The 17,605-nt window shown below is 35.6% G+C and carries 8 protein-coding genes; 7 read left to right on the top strand and 1 reads right to left on the bottom strand.

The window, feature by feature from the left end; translation table 11 throughout:
* Positions 1-466: 466 nt before the first annotated feature.
* The 7 genes from M030_RS0123285 (at position 467) to argS (ending at position 16,580) form a co-directional block, all read left to right on the top strand.
* Positions 467-3,532 (top strand): SusC/RagA family TonB-linked outer membrane protein, encoded by a 3,066-nt coding sequence (locus M030_RS0123285; RefSeq protein ID WP_027375608.1) that lies wholly within the window; start codon positions 467-469, stop codon positions 3,530-3,532.
* Positions 3,533-3,538: 6 nt separating this feature from the next.
* The gene (locus tag M030_RS0123290; protein ID WP_027375609.1) at positions 3,539-4,972 is read left to right on the top strand and encodes a SusD/RagB family nutrient-binding outer membrane lipoprotein; all 1,434 of its coding nucleotides are present in this window, start codon (positions 3,539-3,541) and stop codon (positions 4,970-4,972) included.
* A gap of 414 nt (positions 4,973-5,386) precedes the next feature.
* Positions 5,387-8,389 (top strand): SusC/RagA family TonB-linked outer membrane protein, encoded by a 3,003-nt coding sequence (locus M030_RS0123295; RefSeq protein ID WP_027375610.1) that lies wholly within the window; start codon positions 5,387-5,389, stop codon positions 8,387-8,389.
* A 12-nt stretch (positions 8,390-8,401) separates the two neighbouring features.
* Positions 8,402-9,823 carry a SusD/RagB family nutrient-binding outer membrane lipoprotein gene (locus M030_RS0123300; RefSeq protein WP_027375611.1) on the top strand — a complete coding sequence of 474 codons (1,422 nt, stop codon included), beginning with the start codon at positions 8,402-8,404 and terminating at the stop codon, positions 9,821-9,823.
* Positions 9,824-10,199: 376 nt separating this feature from the next.
* On the top strand, positions 10,200-13,247 hold the full coding sequence (locus M030_RS0123310; RefSeq protein WP_027375612.1) for a SusC/RagA family TonB-linked outer membrane protein: 3,048 nt from the start codon (positions 10,200-10,202) through the stop codon (positions 13,245-13,247).
* An 11-nt stretch (positions 13,248-13,258) separates the two neighbouring features.
* Positions 13,259-14,683 carry a SusD/RagB family nutrient-binding outer membrane lipoprotein gene (locus tag M030_RS0123315; protein WP_027375613.1) on the top strand — a complete coding sequence of 475 codons (1,425 nt, stop codon included), beginning with the start codon at positions 13,259-13,261 and terminating at the stop codon, positions 14,681-14,683.
* A 136-nt stretch (positions 14,684-14,819) separates the two neighbouring features.
* Positions 14,820-16,580: an arginine--tRNA ligase gene (gene argS / locus M030_RS0123320; RefSeq protein ID WP_027375614.1), complete on the top strand. Its 1,761-nt coding sequence runs from the start codon at positions 14,820-14,822 to the stop codon at positions 16,578-16,580.
* An 86-nt stretch (positions 16,581-16,666) separates the two neighbouring features.
* Here the strand turns inward: argS and M030_RS0123325 are convergent, their stop codons facing one another.
* Complete coding sequence (locus M030_RS0123325) at positions 16,667-17,605, bottom strand: YihY/virulence factor BrkB family protein (RefSeq protein ID WP_027375615.1); 939 nt, start codon at positions 17,603-17,605, stop codon at positions 16,667-16,669.

Consider the following 17,605-nt stretch of genomic DNA (forward strand, 5'->3'; position numbering starts at 1 on the left):
TTTGAATAAATAAGTTATTTTAATGATAACATATATTCTGATGTGTTGATTATTTTGAAGTATCCTTTGTTTCTTTACTGATCTTTTATAACTGCTTCCTGATTTTTCTGCCTTCTCTGGTCTTTTTTTTCTCCTTTTGGTGATGAAAATAAAACATATGCATAGCATTGTATAAGTTGTTATTTGGCATTTTCTGTTAACTGTAATTGGGTTAAGTTGTTGTTAATCATTCATTTGTGGCTTATTTTAATTGAATTTAGACATATGATTGATATTATTAATGTTTTGTAACTATTATATCGATTAATTTTTATTGTTTTTGTTAAAATTATTGATTTTAACAAAAATTAGTATTATTTTTAACCTTTTTTGTTGTTATTGTTAAAATATTAATATTTTTTTAAGAAATTGCTTTGTGATTTTAATAAAGTTTTACAAATTTGTACGAATACAAAATTAATTTGATATGAAGAAACTAACAACCAGTCTTCTAGTGTTGATGTTGACTTCTTCTGTGGCAATTGCAAATGCCCAAGAAAAAAAGAATGATACCGTGAAGACGAAAGAAATCGAGGGAGTTGTAGTGACTGCACTCGGAATCAAAAGAGAGAAAAGATCTCTCGGTTATGCTACCCAGGAAGTAAAAGGGGACGCAGTTAATAAAAATCCAACAACAAACTTTTTGAATAACCTTTCCGGTAAAGTAGCCGGTCTGGAAATTAAACAGAGTACGAACTTTGGTGGGTCTGTCAATGTGGTAATGAGGGGTTTTAAATCTCTTTTGGGAGACAATCAAGCCTTGTTCGTGGTAGATGGGATTCCTATTCTAAATAACAATATCAATACAACATCCCAGAATACTGGTGGTGGTGGTTATGATTACGGTAGTGCTATTTCTGATATTAACCCGAATGATATAGAAACTGTTAACGTTCTGAAAGGTGCTGCTGCAACTGCACTTTACGGATCCAGGGCTCAAAATGGGGTTATTCTAATTACGACAAAAAAAGGAAAGAGAAATAAAGAAGGGATTGGGCTTGAATTCTCAAGTTCTATCACAATGTCAACTGTGGATAGATCAACTTTCCCTAAATATCAGACTCAGTATGGCCAAGGGTACAGAGGGAGAAGTTTTGCCGGAACTTTAGATGGTAGTCCGATTGTTGAATTTGGAAATGATGCATCTTATGGATCTCCTTATGATGGATCTTTGGTTTGGCAGTATGGAGCTTTTACTCCGGGATCACCTACGGAAGGACAAAGAACTCCTTGGCAAATGGCGAAAAATGGACCGATCAAGTTTTTTGACGTTGGTGCAACTTATGTTAATAATATAGCTTTGAGTGGCGGTGATGAGAAAGCGACATATCGTTTAAGCTATTCAAATACCAATGCGTCCGATATCATGCCTAATAGCGAGTTGATGAAAAATAACTTTAGCGGAAGCGCTTCTTATAAGCTGACGGATAAATTGACGGCAAACTTCTATGCTAACTATGTAACTCAAAAAACCAAGGGTAGAAACAGTACAGGTTATAATGATAACATTATGACTAATTTCAGACAATGGTGGGCAACAAACGTTGATATTAAAGATTTACAATACCTATATAGAACCTACAAAAAGAACTATACCTGGAATATAAATGCAACTGATGATTTGTCTCCGGGATTCTGGGATAACCCATATTTCCAGAGATATGAAAACTATCAGAATGACTCCAGAGACAGGTTTGCAGGGAATTTCAGTTTAAACTATGACGTGAGTAAAGACTTTAATCTATTATTCAGAATGGGTACAGACGGGTATACCATGATGACTGAAGAAAGAAAAGCTGTTGGTTCTTACGTAGGAAATCTTTTTGGATTGAATACAGTCGTTCAGCCATCAGGATATGCTTTAAGTAATTATAAATTCAATGAAACGAACTATGACCTTATCGCAACTTATAAGAAGAATATAACTGAGGATTTTAATGTTAGTGCTTTATTAGGAGGAAATGTTAACGTACAGAAAGCTTTTTCAAATCAGCAATCAACATCTGGAGGATTGTATACTCCTGGAATTTATACCATTTCAAATTCAAAATCAAATCCTGTAAGACCTTTGATTTCTGATATATCAAAATATGTATATGGCGTTTTTGCTCAGGTGTCATTAGGGTATGCTAATACTTACTACCTTGAAGGTACTATCAGAAGAGATCAATCTACGGCTTTACCTGATACTAATGCTGTGTATTGGTATCCGTCGGTGTCGGGAAGTATCGTTTTCTCTAATTTGGTTAAAGCTAACTGGCTGAATTTTGGTAAAGTTCGTGCCGGATATTCTCAGGTGGGATCAGATACCAGAGCAGATCAGTTGCTGAATCGTTATTTTGCACAGGCCTCTTATGGCGATGTTCCTGTATATGCTTATAATGCAACCCTTAGAAACTTTGATCTTAAGTCTCAGGGGCTAAAAAATATAGAAGTAGGTATTGAAACAAAATTATTCAATAATCGTTTTGGTTTTGATATTTCATGGTTCCAGAATAAGGCATATGATCAGATTCTGGCTCTGCCGGTATCCTATGGTACAGGAGCTAGTGCTAAGACTCAAAATGCCGGAGAACTTACCACAAAAGGATTTGAGGTTGCAGTGAATGTAACTCCTATTAAAACAACAAACTTCTCATGGGATCTTAATTTAAACTGGTCTAATCCATGGACTAAAGTTACTGCATTAAGTCCTGGTATTGAAAATATTTCAATTGGTAGGCTTCAGGGAGGTGCCAGTGTTAATGCACCTTTGAATGGTGATTATGGTACAATCTGGACCTCTGATTTTGTTTATGATTCAAATGGTCAGAAGATTGTTGGTCCAAATGGGGCATATTTAGTGACAGATAAAGCCGTTTATGATCAGGGAAGTTTCCAGGCAAGATGGAGTGCAGGTTTAAATAACACGATAAATTATAAAAATCTTTCACTAAGTTTCCTGATCGACTGGAGACAAGGCGGGAAAGTATATTCCTTAGACCAATCTTACGGTTATGGTACTGGTCTTTATCCTGATTCAGTAGGTTTAAATGATTTGGGTAATCCGATAAGAAATTCTGTTTACAATACACCAGGAAATCCTAACTCAGGGTATGTGAGTACTCCATTGGGAGGTGTTATCCAACCGGGAGTAATGGCTGATCCTAATAATCCTGGTCACTATATTCCAAATACGATCAGATTAGATAAGTCGGTATCCAGTCAGAATTTACAAACCGATCTTCCTGGAGCTGCGTACATTTATGATGCAAGTTTCGTTAAGCTTAGAGAAGTGGCAATAACGTATAGATTCAATAAAAACATTTTCAATTCCAAGTTCATACAGGGGATGTCAATGAGTTTAATAGGGAATAATTTATGGATTATTCATAAAAATCTTCCTTATTCAGATCCTGAAGCAGGTCTGTCGGCAGGAAATATTCAGGGGTATCAATCTGGGCCTCTGCCAACTACAAGGAATATTTCGTTTAATGTGAAAATCAATTTTTAAGAAGACATGAAAAAATATATATTAACATCTTTAGTTACGTTGTTGTTCATAGGATGTCAAACATCTGATGATGTAAACACGGATCAGCATGCTACGTACGATACTAATCCTGAAGCTTTGGTCACTTTTGCACAAAAGGAATTAAGTGATTATATGACAACTCCTAATGTGAACGAAAATAATTTTAGATTAACAATGCAATACTGGCAGGAAACCATTTATGTAAATGAAAGTAATTATGACTTTACCAATCGTAATGTGTCCAATCTTGTTTGGATTGATACTTATGTGAATGTACTGAAGAATTTGGATCAGGCGAGAAGGATCGTAAATGCATATGTTCCTACTTTTCAGGAAGTGGCAACATGGCCAGGTGTAAAGCAGAATCAACTGGCTGTAATTGATCTTATGCAAGTCTATACATTTCAGGTTTTAGTTGATACTTATGGGGATGTTCCTTATACTCAGGCTCTTGATATTGAAAAATATCCACTGCCTAAATATGATAAAGCATCTGATATTTACGCTTCATTAATAGACCGGGTGAAAGCTGATATCACCAGTTTATCGGCGGATTCTTCGGCCTTTGGAGGTGGTGATATTTTGTATAAAGGAGATGTAGGTAAATGGAAAATATTTGCTAATTCTTTGTTGCTTAAATTAGGTATTTCTTTGGCGGATGTAAATCCAACTCTGGCGCAGGCTACGGTTAACCAGGCTATTGCAGGTGGTGTGATGACTTCTTCAGCGGATGACTGTAAATTTCAGTACATAGATTCTTCTCCAAATGAAAATCCAATTTATCAGGAAGTGACTTCCAGAAATGATTTTATTGCCGGGAAAACTTTGATTGATTATATGAAGACTAATAATGATACAAGAATAAGTGTTTACTACAGAGGCCTAATCAATGGGCAATATGTAGGGCAGGTCATCGGATCACCGGGATCATTTGCTAGTTTTTCAAAACCAGGAGCTTTTACCAGAGATGCTACCACACCTGGTATTCTTTTAAGTTATACTGAAGTGGCTTTTTACTTAGCTGAAGCTGCTGCAAGATGGGGAATTGGAGGAAGTCCGGCAGCTTTATATTCAACTGCAGTTACTTCTTCATTCAGTGATTGGGGGAAAAATGCTGACGCTGCTGCATATATAGCAGCTCATCCTTATGATGCTTCCAACTGGAAAAAATCTATTGGAGAGCAAGCATGGGTAGCAATGTATAACCAGGCTATGACATCATGGAATTTCTACAGAAGACTTGATTATCCACAATTGGTTGCGCCAACAACAGCAATTCCAAATGCGGGTGGTAAAGTACCGGTTAGGTTACAATATCCTCCTGCGGAAGCAACGACAAACGGTACTAACAGTTCTGCTGCAAGTGCTGCTATCGGAGGTGATAAATTAACAACCAAAATATTCTGGGACGTTAATTAATATTTGACATTTATTTAATATTTATATTATACCGCCTTCGGGCGGTTTTTTTAATTTGTATCCATTTTAAGAAATTTTAGTGGTTAATAAAATTAATATGCTTTACATAGTATTTTTATTGTCTTAACTTGATATTTTAATATTGTTTTTATATGCTTCTGATTATCAATATTTTAGTTGATTTAATTTTCATTTTAATATAGATATTGTCAATTTTATACATTGTTATAGTTTTCTAAATTAAAATTATACTTATTTGTGATGTTTTTGTTAAAAAAAGTGATTTTAACTTAATTTAATAATTTTGATGGTGTTAAATTTCTTAATTATTGAATATATGTTAATTTTATTCAATTTTTCTTTGTGTTATTAAGAAAGTTTTACATTTTTGTGAGGTACAAAATTAATTTAGATATGAAGAAACTAACAACAGGTCTTCTTGTTTTGGTATTGTCTTCCTCTATTGCTGTAGCTCATGCGCAGGAAAAGAAAGATACCATTAAAACAAAAGAAATCGAAGGGGTGGTAGTAACTGCACTTGGGATCAAGAGAGAGAAAAAATCTTTGGGATATGCTTCCCAGGAAATTAAAGCAGGTGCTCTTTCCGACGGAACCACGAATACAGGAAATATTGCGGCACAATTATCCGGTAAGGTAGCAGGTCTTAATGTTACTACAAATAATAACTTTGGAGGGTCTTCCAATTTGGTTATCAGAGGGGTAAAATCGCTGGCAGGAGGTAATCCACTCATTGTTATTGATGGATCACCTGTGAACAACACTAATACTCAGGCCAATTCACTGGACTATGGTAATGCGCTTTCAGATATCAATCAGGATGATATTGAATCCATCAACGTTCTGAAAGGTGCTGCCGCATCTGCATTGTATGGAGATAGAGGTCTTAACGGAGTTATTGTGATTACCACTAAAAATGGAAAAGGAAAAGATGACGGATCTTGGGGAGTGACATTCTCTTCAGCTATACAAGTCGGATTTATTGACAAATCTACTTTCCCTGAATACCAGACTAGATATGGTGCCGGATATGCTCAGAAATTCGGAGCACAGGCATCTGATGGTTTAAATTATGCTAACTTTGGTGCAGATGCTTCATGGGGGCCTAAGTTTGATCCTAATTTAATGGTATACCAATGGGATTCATTTAATCCTTCATCACCAAATTATAAAAAAGCAACTCCTTGGGTAGCCGCTAAAAATGGCCCCATTACATTTTTCAACAATCCTGCTTCGTACATCAATAGTGTAACGTTAGAGAAAGGACAGAAAGGGAAAAACATCAGCTTTACTTACGAGAATATGATGTCCGACGGACTAATGCCTAATTCCCACCTTAACAAAAATAATTTCTCTTTAAAGGTTAATTATGATCTGACTCCTAAATTACACTCTTCTTTTTATTCTACGATGACTTTGCAGGAAACTAAAGGGAGAAGTATTACAGGGTATTCAAACAATATAGCGACTGGCTTCAGACAATGGTGGCAAACTAACGTTGATGTTAAAGATCTTGAACAAGCGTATCTTGCAAATATAGATCCACATGTTGCCAATGCATCAAATAATTATGGTAACGTTACATGGAGCAGAAAGTCTGCTACAAACGGGGCTCCTGCTTATTGGAATAATCCATATTTCCAGGCTTATCAAAATTATTCTTCAGATAAAAGATACAGAAGTTTTACCTATGGTCAGGTAACATATGATCTGTTCGATAATATCTCTGTTACCGGGAAAGTTTCTTATGACAGAACAAATCTTACCGCTGATACCAGATTGGCCGTGGGATCCTTGCCTCAGGCTTTCGGACAATCAAATAATGTTATTGGTTCAGGATATGGAAGACGTGATATCTTACAGACAGAAACCAATTATGACTTAATGGTGAATTATAAATTCGATATCACGGATAATATTAATATTTCCGGAGTTGTGGGAGGAAATATTCGTAGAAACTATGATAGCTCAATCTATGCTTCCACAGAAGGAGGGTTGATCGTTCCCGGAATTTATGCTTTATCCAATTCTAAAAAGGCACCTCTTGCTCCGGATGAAAATGTATCTACACAACAGACAAATTCATTATTTGCTACTGCTTCATTTGATTTTTATAAAAAATTCTATTTAGATGCAACCTGGAGGAGAGCCGAAGTGTCAACCTTAAATCCAGATAATAATATATATAATTATCCATCCATTACCGGGTCTTTAATTATGTCCGAAATTCTTGATACCAAACGATGGATGAATTTCTGGAAAATCAGAGCCAATTATGCAGAAGTTGGAGGAACTGCAAATCCATACCAATTGGTTAATAATTATAAGTCTGCTGGGATCTTAAACGGAACGGGAATTTACAACCCGATTTTAAATCAACCATTTTATGGTTTAATGCCTCAAAGAGCTAAAGAATTTGAAATTGGAACTGAAGTTCATTTCTTAAGAGATAGAATCACCCTTGATGTGGCATATTATAAAACAAAAACAAATCCTCAGATTCTTTCACCACTGCCTACATCTGCAGCGATAGGGTATACTGGTAAAGTATTCAATGCAGGTAGAATTGATAACAGCGGGGTAGAGGTACAGTTAGGTTTAGTGCCAATAAAAACAAAAGATTTTACTTGGAATATTGATGCCAACTGGTCTAAAAACCAGAATGAAGTGGTAAACTTATATCCCGGAATCAACAATTATTTATTAAATAGTTTCCAGGGTGGAGTATCTTTAAATGCAAGAGTAGGAGAAGCTTGGGGAACATTAATCGGGTCTGATTATACTTATCTGAACGGACAAAAAGTGATTGATCCGAAAACAGGAAAATATTTACAAAATCCTAATCAGGTGATCGGTAATACAACACCAGACTGGATTGGAGGTATCAGAAACAGCTTCAGTTATAAAGGATTCTCTTTAAGCTTCTTAATTGATATGCGTAAAGGAGGAGATGTATTCTCAACAGATATGTATTATGGATTATCTTCAGGTCTTTATAAAGAAACTGCCGTTGGAGATTACAGAGATAAGCCTATTGTTTTACCTGGTGTTCTTCCTGACGGTACTCCAAACAATATTCAATTATCTCCGTTCGCTGATAATAATGCTGCTATGGGATATAAAACCCAACCTTCAAGAGAGTTTGTGTATGATGGTTCTTTCATTAAGCTAAGAGAGGCAAGTATTGGGTATATGCTTCCAAAGTCTTTATTGCAGGGTACTAAGATCTATGATGCTAAAATATCTATTGTAGGAAGAAATCTGTGGATTATCCACAAAAATTTACCATATGCTGATCCTGAAGCCATGGTAGGTGGAGGGATAAACTCCTATGGATGGTCAATTGGTTCAATGCCTACCACAAGAGATATTGGTGTCAATGTTACGTTTAAATTCTAAATTACTTTAAAAATGAAAAATATTATAAAAATAAGTTTGGTGTCTGCATGTATTGGGTTGGCTTTAAGTTCATGTCAAAGTGATTTAACTTCTCTTAATGACGATCCTAAGCACCCGTCAATTTTGCCTTCAGAAAATTTATTAGCTACGGGTATGTATCAATCATCCTATTATATGGATAACCCGAGTGTGAACTTTAATAATTACAGATTTTTTACACAGCAGTGGGCAGAAACGCAATATCCGGATGAAACTCAATATAACCTGGTAACGCGTAACCAGCCTCGTGGTCATTTTAACAGAATGTATGTTTACAGTATTAATAATCTGAAACAAGCAAAAATGAATCTGAAAAATGAGGTAGAGACTGATGATATTCGTGCCAATAAAATGGCAACCTTGGAAATTGAAGAAATCTTCATCTGGGAAAATATTGTTGATACCTATGGAGACGTTCCTTATTCTGAAGCCTTCAGACCAGATGAAATCTTAACCCCAAAATATGATGATGCCAAAACCATTTATCTTGATCTGATCAAAAGGATTGATGCTGCTACGGCAACGATAAAGCCGGCTGTTAACGGTTATAATGATCTGGTTTATGCAGGGAATATGACGAAGTGGAAGAAGTTCGCGAATTCTATTAAACTGAGATTAGGAATGAACCTGGCAGATGTTGATCCCGCACTGGCTAAAACTACGGTTGAATCTGCAATTGCAGGCGGTGTTATTTCTTCTGATGATGAAGCTTACAAATTCAAATATGATGGAGGCACATTCTCTAATCCGGTATTTGATAACCTTGTAGCTTCAAACAGAAATGACTTTGTGCCAAGTGAGCTTACTATTAAAACTATGAGTGCGCTTTCAGATCCAAGAATGGACGTATGGTTTACCAAAGTTAATGGAGTTTACAAAGGTGGAGTTTTCGGGGAATTAAATGATCCTTATACCAACTACTCTCAGCTAAGTTCTTACTTTAGAAGTGCTACTGCACCGTCAAACTTACTAAGTTATGCAGAAGTAGCATTCTTAAAAGCAGAGGCAGCAGCAAGAGGATTTGCAGCAGGAGGTACGGCTGTTGATCTTTATGCCGCAGCTGTAGCTGAATCTATGAGAGAGAATGGGGTAAGTGCAGCCAATGCAGCAACATATATTGCAGCTAATCCTTTAAATATTGCCAACTGGAAACAGTCTATCGGTACACAAGCATGGATTGCTATGTTTAACAAAGGTTTTGCAAGCTGGAATTTTACAAGACGTTTAGATTATCCGATCTTAGTAAATCCTCCAAAATCGAATTTGTCTTCTGTGCCGTATAGAATGCCTTATTCAGATCAGGAATACGTGTTGAACGGAGCAAACGTTAAAGCTGCCGGTGATAAAATTGGCGGTGATAAAGCAACCACGAAACTTTTCTGGGACAAAAACTAAAATCAGCACACATTTAACAACATTCATATTATACCGCCTCCGGGCGGTTTTTTTGTGCCGTAAAGAGAGAAATTTTATTTTTCTGAAAATTGAATTTTCTATGCAATCTATTTTACGGGAGAAGCATTTTGGTTGATATAAAGAGATTTAATGTATTGCATTTTATCATTTAGAGTGTTTTTACGGGATAAAACTCCCGTTTCTGCCTTGTGAATTATTTCATTTTTTTCGTGATAATTCATTTTTTAACTTAATCTTTTAATTATTTAATCATAAATATCGTCTTTTAATATATATATCATATTTTTTTTATCTTTTTTCTTTGACTTGTTTAGAAAGTTTAACAAATTTGTCCGGATACAAAAATTATTTTGATATGAAGAAACTAAACACAAGTCTTCTTGTTTTAGTGTTAACTTCTTCTATAGCGGTCACAAATGCGCAACAGAAGAAGGATACCATGAAAACAAAAGAAATCGAGGGTGTAGTGGTGACTGCACTCGGAATTAAAAGAGAGAAAAGAGCCCTTGGATATTCCACAACAGAGGTAAAGGGAGATCAGGTCTCTAATGTTCCTGTAGCGAATGTTTCAGATGCATTAGCTGGGCAGGTAGCTGGTTTGAATATTACACAATCAGGTACTATGGGAGGTTCTGCTAATGTTGTGATTAGAGGTATAAAATCACTTACATCCAGTAATCAAGCACTTATTGTAGTTGATGGTACTCCAATCAATAATGATACTTTTAACCAGGCAAATATGAGCTCCGGTGGAGGTGGATATGATTATGCTAATGGTATGGCAGATATTAATCCTAACGATATTGAAAGTGTAAACGTTCTTAAAGGTGCTGCGGCTTCTGCTCTTTATGGATCTAGAGGTATGAACGGAGTGGTAATGATTACTACTAAAAAAGGTAAAAAATCAAGAAAAATAGGGGTAGAATTTAACAGTTCCATTACGCTTGGAACAGTAGATAAATCAACGCTTCCTAAATATCAGCATGAATACGGAGGAGGTACTTCAGGAAAATCTTTCTATAATGTTGATTTGGTAAATGGATATCCCGATATTAATGGAGATGGTATTTTAGATGCTAATATTGTAAATACATATAATGACAGTTCATTTGGAACAAGATTCGATCCAAATTTATTAGTTTATAACTGGGATTCACAATACCCCTATTTACCTGGATATCTGAAACCAACACCGTGGGTAGCTGGGAAAGATCCCAATATGATCTGGAATACTTCTGCAATTTATCAGAATTCAATTGCTTTTTCTGCCGGAAACGATAAAGGAAAGTATAGAGTAGGATATACCAATTTCTACCAACAGGGAGCATTGGTAAATAGCGAAATTAAAAAAAACACTTTAGATTTTTCTGCAGATTATAATTTCACGGATAAACTGAGTCTATTTACTAATATATCATACATCAATACCAGAGGTAAAGGTAGAGCTTATACAGGATATGAGGCCAGAAATCCAATGCAGGGTTTTAGAGGTTGGTGGAATATGGGTGTTGATATGAATAAGCAGAGAGAAGCTTATGCATTAACGAGAAAAAATGTTACATGGAATATTCAGGATTGGGAAACTCAAACAGTAGGCTATACCGATAACTATTTCTTCAACAGATATGAGAATTATGAAACAGATACTAGAAATCGTTATTTTGGAAATGTAGGATTGAATTATAAGTTTACAGATTGGTTAAATTTCATGGGAAGGTATACTTTTGATACTTTTGATGATATCAGAGAGGAAAGAGTAGCTAAAGGTTCTTCTGATCAAGGACGTTTGAGTAATGGAGGGAACGGTGAATATTATGTTATGATGCAGAAAGTTTATGAGATGAACTATGACGGTATCTTCAATATTAATAAAAACCTTGGAAGTGATTTCAACCTTAATGGAAACCTTGGTTTTAACTTACGAAGGAATAAAAGATATGGAATGTCAATCGCCACGAATGCAGGGCTAAAAGTTCCATGGTTATATTCTATTACAAACTCTGCAGAGCCCTTAACTGAAAAGAATCTTGAAGATTTTGATAATACAAAAACTAATATTGGCTTATTCGCACAAGCTAGTTTAGGATATAAAAATATGTTGTTTATTGATGGGTCTTACAGGCGTGATAAATCGTCAACACTTCCTAGTAGTAAGCGCTCATATGGATATTATTCAGTATCTGGTAGCTTTGTATTTTCAGAACTCTTAAAGAATAAGGATAAAATCAATTTTGGTAAAGTTAGGTTCAATTATGCAGAAGTGGGTAATGATACCGATGCTTATAACTTGAGAAACACTTATATATTCAATCCCGGATTTAATGACTCATTTAATGCAAGCTCTTCCAGTATATCAAAGAATCCAGAATTAGGACCCGAAAGAATGAAGGAAATGGAAGCAGGTTTGGAAATGGGGTTTTTCAGAAATCGATTAAGTTTTGATGTATCTGTATATAAGCAAAAAACTGAAGACCTGATAACACCTACTGATATTTCAGGATCTTCAGGATTTAAAAAAATGTGGGTAAATGCCGGAAATATTGAAAATAAAGGTATTGAAGCCAGATTAACGGTGGTGCCAGTTAAAACAACTAATTTTACTTGGGAACTTACTGGAAACTGGTCCAAGAATAAATCTACTGTAACTCACATTAATGGAGACAATGACTTCTTACCACTTGCTAAGATGTGGAATGTTACATCTGGAGCAAAATTGGGAGAATCTACAGGAACAATCAGGGGAACTGATTTCGTATATCTTAACGGTGAAAAAGTTGTAGGAAAAGACGGATTATATTTGACAACCAAGAATACTTCTCCTCAGGAAGTTATTGGTGATGCTATTCCTAAATGGAGAGGAAGTATCATGAATACCTTTCGATATAAAAACTTTAGTCTTAGCTTCTTAATAGACATGAAGAAAGGAGGAGATGTTTATTCTCAGGATATGGCATTTGGATTATTGAGTGGACTATATGAAGAAACTGCCGGTCTGAATGATTTGGGAAAACCTTTGAGAAATAGTTTAGCTAACGGAGGAGGAATTATCCTTCCAGGAGTAAAAGCCGATGGTTCCCCTAATGATATAAGAACAGGTTTTACTAATGTTAACAACCCTTATAGTTCCAACAGAGCACCTGAAAAAATGCATGTTTATGATGGATCTTTTGTGAAATTGAGAAATGTTACAATTTCATATAAATTACCGAAGGAAATACTTGAAAATACATTTATTGAGAGTTTAACATTTTCTGTGATCGGGCGAAATTTATGGATTATTCATAAAAACTTACCTTATTCAGATCCTGAATCATTGATGACTTCCGGTAATGCTATTGGCTTCCAGAATGGTGCTCATCCAACTTATAAAGAAATAGGAGCAAGTGTAAAAGTTGAATTTTAAAAAAAAGAATTATGAAAAAAATAATAATTGGATCTCTTGTGGTTCTTTCTCTAGCTTCATGTTCTGAAAGTTTTGATGACCTGAATGTAGATCCTAAAAAACCAACTGATGTGCCAGGTAGTTTTTTATTTACAAGTGGAGTGAAAAACTTATTTGATCAAATGGGGAACACTAGTGTTAATAGCAATATTTTTAGATTAGTAGCACAGCATTGGACTGAAACTCAGTATGTAACGGAAACGAATTATGATATCAGAAACAGAGCAATACCTGAAGAACATTGGAATGAAATGTATGGTTCTGTTTTATATGATCTGAAGAAAGCAAAAGAATCTGTGATAGTTGATCCAGACCTTAAGGCTGGAGAAAAGAAAAATCAAATAGCATTTATTACCATTGCACAAGTATATGCTTGGCAGCAAATGGTGGACTTATTTGGAAATATTCCATATTCAAGAGCGCTGGAAGGTGTTAATAATACAAGGCCTGTTTATGATGATGCATTTACAATTTATAAAGATCTTTTATTAAAAGTAACCATAGCCTATAATGATATTGATTCGGCATATAATGGATTATCTGAAGATTTTATTTATGATGGTGATATAGTGAGATGGAAAAAATTTGCATCATCTCTCAGATTTAAATTGGCGATGAGAATTGCAGATTTTGACCCTGAATTGTCTAAAAAAGAAGCAGAAGCAGCATATAATGCAGGTTTGATGTCTTCCAATGATGATAATTTCATTCTTAACTATGAAAATAATACAGCGAATGCAAATCCACTATATGCAGATTTAGTTTTAAGTGGACGACAAGATTTTGTTCCTTCAGATACATTTGTAGATTATCTAAATGGACTGGAAGATCCGAGAAGAAGTGTATATTTTGATAATAATAAAACACCATATATAGGTGGCATATACGGTGCGCTTAATGATTATACGGATTTTACTCATATAGGTAAAGCTTTCTATAAAAGAGATCTGAAGGGGGATTTAATGGACTACTGTGAAATCTCATTCTTACTCGCAGAAGCTAAGGAAAGAGGATATAATGTTGGTTCTACAGCTGCTGACTATTATAAACAAGCTATCAAGGCAAGTATGGAATATTGGGGAATTTCTACATCCGATGTTATTACTTATCTTACAAGAGCTGACGTTGATTACTCTACAGCATCAGGTACATGGAGAGAAAAAATTGGAAAACAATTTTGGATTGCCATGTACAACAGAGGATTTGAAGCATGGTCGGTGTACAGGAAGTATGATGCACCAGAGCTAAGATTGCCGGCAGAAACTAAAAGACCGGTTCCTAAGAGATTTACCTATCCTGTTACTGAATCTAATCTAAATAGTAGTAACTATAATCAGGCAGCGACGGCAATTGGAGGAGATCAACAGCAAACCAAGATCTTTTGGGACAAATACTAACACACATTTATTAACATTCATATTGTGCCGCCTTCGGGCGGTTTTTTTATTTCCGTATATTTGTACTTCAAAATTCTGAGATACTATATTTTTTGAAGATATTCTATCTCTGGCCATTAAAATTGAACGTAAGAACATGAACATTAAAGATATTATAGACGAAAAACTTTCGGAAGTCATTTTAAATCTCTATCAGTTAAAAGACATCAAGCTGGAAGTTCAGGAAAATAAAACGGAATTCGAAGGTGATTTTACCGTCGTTACTTTTCCGTTGGTAAAACAATTAAAGAAAAATCCTGAAAATATCGGAGTTGAACTGGGAGAAGCACTGACCACACAAACAGATCTGTTTGAAAGTTTTAACGTGGTAAAAGGTTTTCTGAATATAAAAGTTAAAAATCAATTATTTATAGATAATTTCAGATCGGTAAGCAACGGGTTTTCAACAGTGGATAAGAAAAATGCTACCGTGATGGTAGAATATTCTTCTCCGAATACCAATAAACCTTTGCACCTAGGCCACATCAGAAATAATTTATTAGGATTTTCCGTTGCCCAGATTCTAAAAGAGGCAGGCTATGATGTGATCAAAACACAGATCATTAACGATAGAGGGATTCATATCTGTAAATCAATGTTGGCATGGGAAAAATTCGGAAACGGAGAAACTCCTGAAACAACAAATACCAAAGGAGATAAATTTGTCGGAAACTATTATGTAGAATTTGATAAAAACTATAAAAAAGAAATTGCTGATCTTGTCGCTCAGGGCGTAGGAGAAGACCAGGCTAAAAAAGAAGCAACGATGATCAGGGAGGCTCAACAGATGCTTGTAGACTGGGAAAACGGAGATGAAAATGTAAGAGCACTCTGGAAAGAAATGAATTCCTGGGTATACAAAGGATTCAATGAAACTTATAAAAGATTGGGCGTTGATTTTGATCAGGTTCAATATGAAAGCAATACTTATATTTTAGGAAAAGACCTTATTCAGGCAGGTTTGGATAAAGGAGTTTTATTCCAGAAAGAAGACGGCTCTGTCTGGTGTGATCTTACCGATGAAGGGCTTGATCAGAAATTATTGCTACGTTCAGACGGTACTTCTGTGTATATGACTCAGGATTTGGGAACGGCTGTGGAACGTTTTAAACAAAACAACATTCAAAAGCTTATCTACACGGTAGGAAATGAACAGGATTATCACTTCCAGGTTTTATTTAAAATTCTGAAGAAACTTGGATATGAATGGGCCGATCAGCTGTATCACCTGTCTTATGGAATGGTAGAACTTCCTGAAGGAAAAATGAAATCCCGTGAAGGAACTGTAGTAGATGCTGATGATTTAATGCAGGAAATGTATGCTACAGCTAAATCTAAGGCACAAGAGCTTGGAAAACTGGAAACATTATCCGAAGAAGACAAAGAAGCATCTTACGAAACGGTAGGATTGGGAGCATTAAAATATTTCATGCTGAAAGTTGATCCTAAGAAAAAAATGCTTTTCAATCCGGCAGAAAGTATTGATTTTAACGGGAATACAGGACCATTTATTCAATATACCTACGCTCGTATTCAGTCATTATTGGCTAAGGCAGATTATGTACAGAAGGAGACAGAGGATATTGTATTAAACCAATTTGAAAAAGAACTGATTATGCAGTTGGCAAATTTCAAAACAATTGTTGCCAGGTCAGCAGAAACATTAAGCCCGGCTTTGGTTGCCAATTATGTATATGACCTTGTCAAATCATACAATTCTTTCTATCAGAATAATCCGATCCTGAATCAGGACGATGAAAATATAAAACAATTCCGCTTAGATCTGTCAGATCTTACGGCCAAGACTATCAAAAAGTCGCTGGAACTTCTGGGGATCGGAACAGTAAACAGAATGTAAAAAAAAACTCCTGAATATTCAGGAGTTTTTTTATGTCAAAATTATCACTGGTTTACGTTGATCATGAGTATTCTTCAGTTACATAATTAGGTTCCCTCGTTTTTGTTGTGTACCTGTTTCAGGCTGTCTGCGTAGAGTTTAGCCGCGCTCCATCTTGCATGTTTGGATAAAATAACCGGGTATCCTTTCTTGTACGTGTAGACCTTTGTGAACTTAGCCCCAAAAAATATCAGCATACAGGAATAATTGATCCACATCATAATCAGTATGACGGTTCCGGCAGCTCCGAAAGTTGAGGTGGGTTTTGCCTGGCTGAAATATAAGCTTAATAAAAATTTTCCCAGTGTAAACAGTATGGTAGTGAGAAAAGCACCTCTCCAAACGGATTTCCAGGTGATCAATACATCAGGAAGAACTTTGAACATCAGCGCAAATAAAAGCATTACAAGACCAAAACCGATCGCAAAATTCACAAATTCTACCAGCATATAAGTTTCAAAACCAAAATATTGGGTGATAATAGTATTGAATAAGCTGATGAGTGAAGAAAGAACCATGGTGATCATCAATAGAAAGCCTAGTATCAGGATCATTCCCAGTGAATTTGCCCTGTCTAATAAAAATTTAAGAAGAGCCTTTTTGGGCGCAGCTTCCACATCCCAGAGAGCATTTAATGAATGCTGAAGCTGGAAAAACAGCGTAGTGGAACCAAACACCAAGGAGCCTACTCCCACTGCTTTCATAAAAATATTTTTTTTATCGATGAGAGCACCGGCCAGCATACCTTCAATGCTTTTAGCCACATCCGGACCCATAATACCGCTGATCTGGGTACTGATCTGTCCGCGGATAGCTTCTTCTCCAAAAAAATTTCCCAACACCCAGATAATAATGATTAATAATCCCGGAATGGAAAAAATGGCATAATAGGCAAGGCTCGCCGAATCTTTTGATGCGGAAGAATTGTTCCATTCTGTAAACGTGTCTTTCAAAACATCCCAGAAAAATTTAGCATTTTTGATCAT

Source organism: Chryseobacterium sp. UNC8MFCol, from assembly GCF_000482305.1.
GTDB lineage: Bacteria > Bacteroidota > Bacteroidia > Flavobacteriales > Weeksellaceae > Chryseobacterium > Chryseobacterium indologenes.

Excerpts from the sequence above, each read along its gene's own strand:
- M030_RS0123285 (WP_027375608.1), top strand. The coding sequence starts at position 467 with ATGAAGAAACTAACAACCAGTCTTCTAGTGTTGATGTTGACTTCTTCT.
- M030_RS0123290 (WP_027375609.1), top strand. The coding sequence starts at position 3,539 with ATGAAAAAATATATATTAACATCTTTAGTTACGTTGTTGTTCATAGGA.
- M030_RS0123295 (WP_027375610.1), top strand. The coding sequence starts at position 5,387 with ATGAAGAAACTAACAACAGGTCTTCTTGTTTTGGTATTGTCTTCCTCT.
- M030_RS0123300 (WP_027375611.1), top strand. The coding sequence starts at position 8,402 with ATGAAAAATATTATAAAAATAAGTTTGGTGTCTGCATGTATTGGGTTG.
- M030_RS0123310 (WP_027375612.1), top strand. The coding sequence starts at position 10,200 with ATGAAGAAACTAAACACAAGTCTTCTTGTTTTAGTGTTAACTTCTTCT.
- M030_RS0123315 (WP_027375613.1), top strand. The coding sequence starts at position 13,259 with ATGAAAAAAATAATAATTGGATCTCTTGTGGTTCTTTCTCTAGCTTCA.
- argS (WP_027375614.1), top strand. The coding sequence starts at position 14,820 with ATGAACATTAAAGATATTATAGACGAAAAACTTTCGGAAGTCATTTTA.
- M030_RS0123325 (WP_027375615.1), bottom strand. The coding sequence starts at position 17,605 with ATGATCAAAAATGCTAAATTTTTCTGGGATGTTTTGAAAGACACGTTT.